6 protein-coding genes and 1 pseudogene are annotated in these 8,089 nt (G+C 74.8%); 4 read left to right on the forward strand and 3 right to left on the reverse strand.

The window, feature by feature from the left end; all coding sequences use genetic code 11:
- Both VFZ20_RS16540 and VFZ20_RS16545 read left to right on the forward strand, forming a co-directional pair.
- Positions 1-982, forward strand: a 982-nt coding sequence (locus VFZ20_RS16540) for a DUF2911 domain-containing protein (protein ID WP_329685017.1), incomplete at its 5' end; no start/stop codon positions are given.
- A gap of 123 nt (positions 983-1,105) precedes the next feature.
- A complete protein-coding gene (locus VFZ20_RS16545) occupies positions 1,106-1,621 on the forward strand; it encodes a hypothetical protein (RefSeq protein ID WP_329685018.1) in 516 nt (171 codons plus the stop codon).
- 131 nt (positions 1,622-1,752) lie between these two features.
- Here the strand turns inward: VFZ20_RS16545 and VFZ20_RS16550 are convergent, their stop codons facing one another.
- From VFZ20_RS16550 to VFZ20_RS16560, 3 genes are all read right to left on the reverse strand, one after another.
- On the reverse strand, positions 1,753-3,036 hold the full coding sequence (locus VFZ20_RS16550; RefSeq protein WP_329685019.1) for a carboxypeptidase regulatory-like domain-containing protein: 1,284 nt from the start codon (positions 3,034-3,036) through the stop codon (positions 1,753-1,755).
- Positions 3,037-3,174: 138 nt separating this feature from the next.
- Positions 3,175-4,581, reverse strand: coding sequence for a carboxypeptidase regulatory-like domain-containing protein (locus tag VFZ20_RS16555; RefSeq protein ID WP_329685020.1), 1,407 nt, complete (start codon positions 4,579-4,581; stop codon positions 3,175-3,177).
- A gap of 108 nt (positions 4,582-4,689) precedes the next feature.
- Positions 4,690-6,042 (reverse strand): carboxypeptidase regulatory-like domain-containing protein, encoded by a 1,353-nt coding sequence (locus VFZ20_RS16560; protein ID WP_329685021.1) that lies wholly within the window; start codon positions 6,040-6,042, stop codon positions 4,690-4,692.
- A gap of 498 nt (positions 6,043-6,540) precedes the next feature.
- Between VFZ20_RS16560 and VFZ20_RS16565 the strand changes: the two genes are divergently transcribed.
- Positions 6,541-7,116: an aminodeoxychorismate/anthranilate synthase component II gene (locus VFZ20_RS16565; protein WP_329685022.1), complete on the forward strand. Its 576-nt coding sequence runs from the start codon at positions 6,541-6,543 to the stop codon at positions 7,114-7,116.
- Positions 7,113-8,089: pseudogene (locus tag VFZ20_RS16570) on the forward strand (hypothetical protein); the annotation flags it as partial. The gene VFZ20_RS16565 and the pseudogene VFZ20_RS16570, both read left to right, overlap by 4 nt.

Here is an 8,089-nt window from a genome sequence, read left to right on the forward strand (position 1 = left end):
CACCGTTCGCCGCTACGTGCTGGACCTGGAGCCCGACGGGCACATGCGCCGCTTCGAGGAGCGCACCTTTGACCCCGCCAGCGCCGCCGCGCCCCTGCGGACGGAGGTGTTCGCCGTGGCGGATTCCGGCTGGACGCGCACCGTCACCCAGGGCGACTCCACGGCCACGTCGCGCGTGGACGCGCCCGCGGCGGCCCTGCCGTGGATCGACTACGTGCACTGGCCGTTCGAGTTGGTGCTGATGCGCGCCCACGGCGGACAGGGCGGAGCCGCCCCGCTGCTGGCCGGCGGACGGCCGCTGGCGTACACGGTGGCGCCGGCGCAGGGCGGGGGATGGACGCTCACGCACCCCCTGCGCGGTCCGTCCACGGCCCGGACGGACGCGCGGGGCCGCCTGGTCTCCCTCGACGCGGCGGGGACCACGCGCAAGGTGGTCGTCACGCGGGTGCCGTGGGTGGAGCTGGAGTCGGCGGCCGCGCGCTGGGCGCAGCTGGACCGCGAGGGGCGCGGCCTGGGCGAGCTCTCCGGCCGCGGCCGCGCGGAGGCGCGGATGGGCGGGGCGAACATCGTGGTGGACTACGGCGCGCCGCAGCGCCGCGGCCGCGACATCTTCCCCGCGGTCGTGCGCTGGGGCGAGGTGTGGCGCACGGGCGCCAACCGCGCCACGCACTTCACCACGGACCGCGCGCTGGTGCTCACCGGCGCGGACGGCGCGACGCTGCAGGTGCCGGCCGGCGAGTACACGCTCTTTTCCATCCCGCAGGAAGACGGCGGCTGGCTGATCGTCAACCGCCAGACGGGGCAGAACGGCACCAGCTACGACGCCGCGCGTGACCTGGGCCGCGTCCGCATGCGGCGCGAAACGGTCGCCGCCCCCGTGGAGACGTTCACCATTCTCGTGGACGCGTCGGCGGTGAATGCGGGCGACCTGCGCATCTCGTGGGACCGCAGCGCGTTCGTCGTCCCGATCCGCGTGCCCTGAACGTTCTTCCCACCGACGGACGCCTCCGCGCCACGGAGGCGTCCCTCCGGGGCGCCCGCCCCCGCGCGACGTCCCTTGCCGCGCGCGCTTCATCCCATCCGCCGCACACCGATCTTCCGCACAATGCGCCTTCGTCCCCGCCGGCTGCTGGCCATGGCCGCCGCCGTCTGCCTCGCGTCGCCCGCCGCCGCGCAGTCCGCCGCGCCCGCCGCCGATCCACGCGTGCCGCCGCGCCGCTTCCTCGTCATCGCGCCCCTGACGGCGTTTCCCGATCCCATCGCCGCGTCGCTGGCGTTCAACGGGCGCGGCCGGTGGACGGGGGAGGCGGGGGTGGCGCTGCTGGCGCCGGGCGCGTTCGTCCGCGGCGGCGTGTACCTGCCCGTGCGCGCGTCGGCGAGCGGCGGAAGCGACGTGCTGGCGTACGTGGGATACCGCGGGCTGGCCCTGCCGCTGGAGGAGGCGGTGCACGGGCCCACGGCCGGCATCGGCTATCGCAGCTGGCCGCGAAACGGGGGATGGGGCTGGCAGGTGAACACGGGCCTCTGGTTCACCAACCAGGCCCTGGACTGCGGCGGGAGCTGCGCGGAGACGGCGATGGTCCTGCCCGAGGTGCGCTTCGCGGCCATCCGCGCCCGCTGAGAAAAGAAAAAGAAATCTCACGCAGAGCCGCAGAGGCGCAGAGGAACTTCGTCGCGCGATGAAGTACTCTGCTGCCTCTGCTCCCTCTGCGTGAGAAACTTCTGTCGGTTTTCCTGCGCCTGGACGCGAGATCAGGTTTCTTCGTCCAGGAGCGCGCCGCCGCGGCGGGTCCACACGGCCAGCACCGAGCAGCGGCCGTTGCCCCGCAGGAACTCCAGCGGCGTCGTGAGCCCCGACTGGTAGTACTCCACGCCCTCCACGTCCGCCACGTTCAAAAAGTCCAGGCCTGACGCCACGTACATGCCGTCCAGGAACAACAGCGGACCGCAGCGCTCCCGGCCGCGCATCATCCCCCCCAGCAGGTCCGTTACCCGGTGGGCGCCGCGCTGCTGCACCTCGGCCCGGGTGAGGTACTGGCCGTAGCCCGACTGGCGGCGCTCGTAGAAGCCCTGCAGGATCCCCAGGTTGCGCGCGGCCGTGACGGTGATGGGGGCCAGCGTGTACGCGTCGGGCGGCACGCGCACCTCCACGTCCACCACGCCGCCCTCGGGCACGCGCACGGGAAGCGCCCGCTCGGCGCCCGCGTGGCGCACCCGCAGCGTGCGGTGGCCCGGGGGCACGTTGGCCAGCTCCCAGAAGCCCAGGTCGTTGCTCATGGCCGAGATGGTCGTGCCCTCCACGGCCACCACGGCGCCCTGCAGCGGCGCGCCGTTCTGCTGGCTGAGCACGCGGCCCGTGAGGAACGCCGTCTCGCCCCGGCCGCCGGGGGCCAGCATGAACTCCGTGTGCACGGCCGACGGCGCGTCGAAGTAGAACGACACGTCGCGCCGCTGGTAGCCGGGCTGGTCCACCCGCGCCACGATCATGGCGCCCTGGGGCAGCTCGCAGGCGTACCAGTGGCCCTCGTCGTCGGCGATGGCCTCCGTGCGCACGCGGGCCGCCTCCAGCCCCTCGGCCGCGCCCGCCCAGCTGATGGCCACGCGGGCCCCGGGGATGGGGCGGCCCGTGGCGGCGTCGGCCACGTGGCCCACGGCCACGGACGTGCCCGGCGCCGCCTCGCCCCGGCAGCCCAGCACGCCCAGGCGGATGAGCGAGGGGATGGCCAGGTCCACGCGCGTGTCGCCGCGGGGCTCCACCCGGGCGCGCAGGGTGTCGGGGAGCCAGCCCACCTGGTCCAGCCGCGGGTGGTCGAAGGTGATCCCGTGCTCGCCGGCGGGCACGTCCGTGATGCGAAAGACGCCGGCGGAGTCCGTCGTGGCCCCGCGGTCCGTTCCCGTCAGCGAGACGCGCGCGCCGGCCAGGGGGGCACCGGCCAGGCTGTCGTACACGGTGCCGGCCACGGCGCCCTGCTGCGCGGCCGCGGGAACGGAGCACAGGGCCGACAGGACCAGCCAGGAAGCAAGCGGACGTGACATGGCGCTCCTGCAACGGATGGATGTGGGGGGACGATCCCGCGCGGCGGGCCCGGCGGCCCGGACGCGCGGAATCAACTCGTTGGTTGTCGCGCGCCGGCCACGCCCCACGGGCCGGCCGGCACGCTTCACGTCAGCGGATCAGTTGTCCGGGTCCACGGGCGCGCCGCCGCGGCGCGTCCACACGGCAAAGACGGAGCAGCGCCCGTCGCCCCGCAGGAACTCGGCGGGGGCCGAAAGGCCCGTCTGGTAGTACTCCACGCCTTCGACGTCGCCCACGTCCAGGTAGTCCAGCGGCGCCGCGGCGCCCGTGAAGGCCGCGCCCACGTCGGTGTCCGAGGCGCCGTCGGCATCGGAGCCTTCCGTCTCGGAGGGGGCCAGCTTGAGGGCCAGCTCGTCCGCGCGGTGCACCAGCACGCCATCCACGAACAGCAGGGGCCCGCAGCGCTCCTGCCCCCGCCGCATCCCCGCCAGCAGGTCCGTTACCCGGAACGCGCCCCGCCGCTGGATCTCGCCGCGGGTAATGTACTGCCCCACGGTGCCGCCCTGCCGGCGCTCATAAAAGCCGTGCAGGATGCCCAGGTTGCGCGCCGCCGTCACGGTGATGGGCGCCAGGGTGTACGCGTTGGGCGGCACGCGGATCTCCACGTCGGCCACGCCGGCGTCCGATACCTCCACGGGGAGCATGCGCTCGGCGCCGGCGTGGCGCACGCGCAGCATCCGCTCGCCCGGGGGCACGTTGGACAGCTCCCAGTAGCCCAGGTCGTCGCTCATGGCGGACAGGTTCGTCCCCTCGATGGCCACGATGGCGCCCTGCAGGGGCGAGCCGTCCTGCTGGCTGAGCACGCGCCCCGTGAGGAACGCCGTCTGCCCGCGGCCGCCGCGGGTGAGCATGAAGTCCGTGTGCACGGCCGAGGGGCGCTCGAAGAGGTACGTCTCCGCGCGCGCCTCGAAGCCGGGATGGTCCACCCGCGCCACGATCTGCACGTGGGCCGGCAGGTCGCAGGCGTACCACAGCCCCTGCGCGTCGGCCACGGCCTCCGTGCGCACGCGGGCCGTGGCGGCCGACTCCAGCCGCGGGGCCGTCCCCGCCCAGCTGAACGAGACACGGGCGCCGCCCACGGGCTCGCCCGACGCCAGGTCGGCCACGCGGCCCACGGCCACGGAGGTGCCCGGCCCGGCCTCGCCGCGGCAGCCCAGCACGCCCAGGCGGATCAGCGAGGGGATGGCCAGCTCCACGGGCGTCTCGGCGCCGTCGGCCACGCGGGCCCGCAGGGTGTCGGGGATCCAGCCCAGGTTGTCCATCCGGGGGTGGTCGAAGACGACGCCGTACTCGCCCGCCGGCAGGCCGGGGATGCGAAAGGCGCCGGCGGCGTCCGTCGTGGCGGCGCGGTCCGTCCCCGCCACCATCACGCGGGCGCCGGCCAGGGGCGCGGACGCCAGGCTGTCGTACACGGTGCCGGTCAGCGCGCCCCCCTGCGCGGCCAGCGGTGCCGCGGCCGCGGAGAGCAGGGTGGCGAGAACGAGCGGGGAGTTCAGTCTGGTCATGGGCACCCCGGGGGCACGCAAGCGTGGAGGATGATCATCGGCGCGGGGCCGGGCGGCCGGGCCGATCGAATACAATGCGCGCCGCGCGCGCGGTCAAGCCCGCCGCCGTCACGCGCCGGTCCCGTCCCGGGTGGCGTTCCCGCGGCGCGTCCACACCACCATGACGGCGCACTGGCCCTTGCCCCGCAGGAACTCCGGGGGGACCGAGAGCCCCGCGGAATAATACTCCACCCCTTCCACGTCGCTCACGTTCAGGTACGCCACCGCGTCCATGGCCGTGAGCCCCGTGCGCGCCGCCACCAGGCCCTCGGGATCGTAGACCAGGACGGCGTCCACGTACACCGCGGGCCCGCACAGCTCGCGGCCGCGCCGCATCCCCCGCAGCAGGTCCATCACGTGGGTGGTGGAGCGGCGCTGGATGTCGCTCCGGGTGACGAACTGCCCCACGCCGGCGCGCTGGCGGCGCTCGTAGAAGCCGTGCAGCAGCCCCAGGTCGCGCGTGGCCGTCACCGTGATGGGCGCCAGCGTGTACGCGTCCGGCGGCAGGCGGATCTCCATGTCGGCCACCCCCGCCTCGGCCACCTCCACGGGGAGCATGCGCTCGGCCCCGGCGTGGCGCACGCGCAGGGTGCGGTCGCCCGGCGGCACGTTGCCCAGCTCCCAGAAGCCCAGCTCGTCGCTCATGGCGGAGAGGCCCGTGCCCTCCACGGCCACGATGGCGCCCTGCAGGGGCGATCCGTCGCGCTGGCTGAGCACCCGCCCCGTGAGGAACGCCGTCTCGCCCCGGCCGCCGCGCTCCAGCAGGAAGGTGGTGTGGATGACGGACGGGCGCTGAAAGAGGAACGCCTCGTCGCGCCGGGCGTAGCCGGGCATGTCCACCCGCGCCACCACCTGCACGCCCTGCGGCAGGTCGCAGGCGTACCAGTGGCCGTCCGCGTCGGCCACGGCCTCCGTGCGCACCCGCGCCGTGGCCGCCCCCTCCAGCCGCGGCGCCATGCCCGCCCAGCTGAACGCCACCCGCGCGCCGGGGATGGGCGCGCCGGAGCCCGCGTCCGCCACCCGGCCCACGGCCACCGAGGTGCCGGGCTCCGCCTCTTCGCGGCAGCCCAGCACGCCCAGGCGCACCAGGGACGGGATGGCCAGCGCCAGGGGCGTGTCGCCGCCGGCCGCCACGCGGGCGCGCAGCGTGTCGGGCATCCACCCGATCTGCTCCAGCCGGGGATGCTCGAAGACCACGCCGTACTCGCCCGCGGGCAGGTCGGCGATGCGGAACGCGCCGGCGGCGTCCGTGGTGGCGGCGCGGTCGCTCCCCGCGACCCGGACGCGCGCGCCGGCCAGGGGCGCGCCCGCCAGGCTGTCGTAGAGGGTGCCGGCCAGCGCGCCCTGCTGCGCGGCCGCGGGAAGGGCGAGCGCGGAGAGCGCGGCGGAAAGGGCGATCCAGCGGACGGGCGGATGGGACATGGCACCCCGAAGTGCGTGGCGTGTGAAGGAGGGGAAAACCGCGGGCCGGTCACGTGCCGGACGGACGACCGTTCGCCCCCCGCCGGGACCGGAGATCCGCGCCCGCCGCACGGACGGATCTCCCGCGGAGCGGCGACCGGGGACGGGGACCGCGCGTGACAATGACCTGAACGCGCGGAGACACCTGTTCTCTGACAAGTTTTCCTCACGAGCGCCTTTCGACAAGAAGGGGCGACAGGAACCGGCGATGGGAACGACGTGGACGCGCGTCGTCGCGATGCTGGCGGGGCGGGGGATGGGCGGATTGCGGGGCAGTTGCGACGCGCGTTCGCGGGCTTCGCGGCGGCCGTCGTGGCGCCGCGCATCCGCGGATCACGATCGATGCGCGCGGGGAAGGGGACCGGCATTGCGCGGGCGCCGCACGGGGTGTGATTCTTCTGTCCTTGCCCGCGCCCTCACGAAGTCGGCGCGCGGGGTCGAGCGGAAGATGCGTATCCCATGATCCTGGTTATCGATAACTACGACAGCTTCACCTTCAATCTCGTGCAGTACCTGGGCGAGCTGGGGGCGGAGATCGAAGTGCGGCGCAACGACGAGCTCAGCGTGGACCAGATCCGCGCGCTGGCGCCGGAGCGCATCGTCATCTCGCCGGGGCCGTGCACGCCCACCGAGGCCGGCGTCTCGGTGGACGTCATCCGGCAGCTGGGTCCCACGACGCCCATCCTGGGCGTGTGCCTGGGGCACCAGAGCATCGGCGCGGCGTACGGCGGCGACGTGGTGCGCGCCCGCCGGGTGATGCACGGCAAGACGTCGCCCATCCGCCACACGGGCGAGGGCGTGTTCGCCGGCGTGCCGTCGCCGCTGACCGTGGCGCGCTACCATTCGCTGGTCATCGAGCCCCGCACGCTCCCGGCGGAGCTGGAGGCCGTGGCCTGGACGGAGGAGGAGGGGTGGGAGGACGAGATCCAGGCCGTGCGGCACCGCGAGCATCCCGTGTGGGGCGTGCAGTTTCACCCGGAGTCCATCGCCAGCCAGCACGGGCACGACCTGCTGCGCAACTTCCTGCGGCTGTGACGATCCTCCGCCGCGCCGTCCTGCTGGCCGCTTCGCTCCTGCTGGCGTCCGCGCCGGGGGCGCGGGCGCAGGTGCCGCAGATCTCCGGCGACGACCACAGCCGCGCGGCCGAGATCGGCCGCGAGATCCTGGCCCGCGCGCAGTACGTGGTCATCGACCGCGACACCACACTGGGCGGGGACTTTCGCGCGTCCGGCGACCTCGTGGTCTACGACGCCGAGGTGCGGCTGGAAGGCAACGTGGACGGCTCCGTGCTCGTCCTGGGCGGCGACTTCTGGATTCGCCCCGGGGGACGCGTGGGCGGCTCCGTGGCCGTGCTCTCCGGCGGCGTGTACCCCTCCGGCCTGGCCATCGTGGAGCCCGACTCCATCCACTTCGCCGACCCGCGCGGCGGGGTGACGGTGGAGACGCGGCCCACGGGGCGGGACGGCGAGTACGTGGCGTACGCCGAGATCCGCCATCCGCCGCGCCCCGCCTTCTTTGCCCCCATCGCCGGCCCCCTGCCCACGTACGACCGCGTGAACGGGCTCAGCCTGTACGCGTCGGCGGACGTGCACCCCACGCGCGAGCCGGACGGGCCCGTGGTGCGGGTGTGGGGCGCGTACCGGTTCGAGCAGGAGAACAAGCTGGGCGGCGGCGCGCGCTGGCGCGTTCCGCTCGGTGTGCAGGGGCTGCAGCTGCGCGGCGAGGCGTCGCGCGCCACGCGCACCAACGATGCGTGGATCCGCGGCGACGTGGCCAACTCCATCCGCGCGGTGGTGCTGGGCCGCGACTACCGCGACTACTGGGATTCCGACGTCCTGCGCCTGACGGTGGAGCGCCCCGTGGGCAAGCCGCTCATCGCGGGCGAGTCGTGGCTGGGGCCGCGCGTGGGCGTGCAGGTGTCCAGCGATCGCGCGCTCCCCGCCCGGGCGCCCTGGGCGCTGACCAACCGCGAGGGGCTGGAGCGCGAGAACCCCGCCGCGCGGGAGGG

This window comes from Longimicrobium sp. (assembly GCF_036280135.1).
In the GTDB taxonomy this organism is placed as follows: domain Bacteria; phylum Gemmatimonadota; class Gemmatimonadetes; order Longimicrobiales; family Longimicrobiaceae; genus Longimicrobium.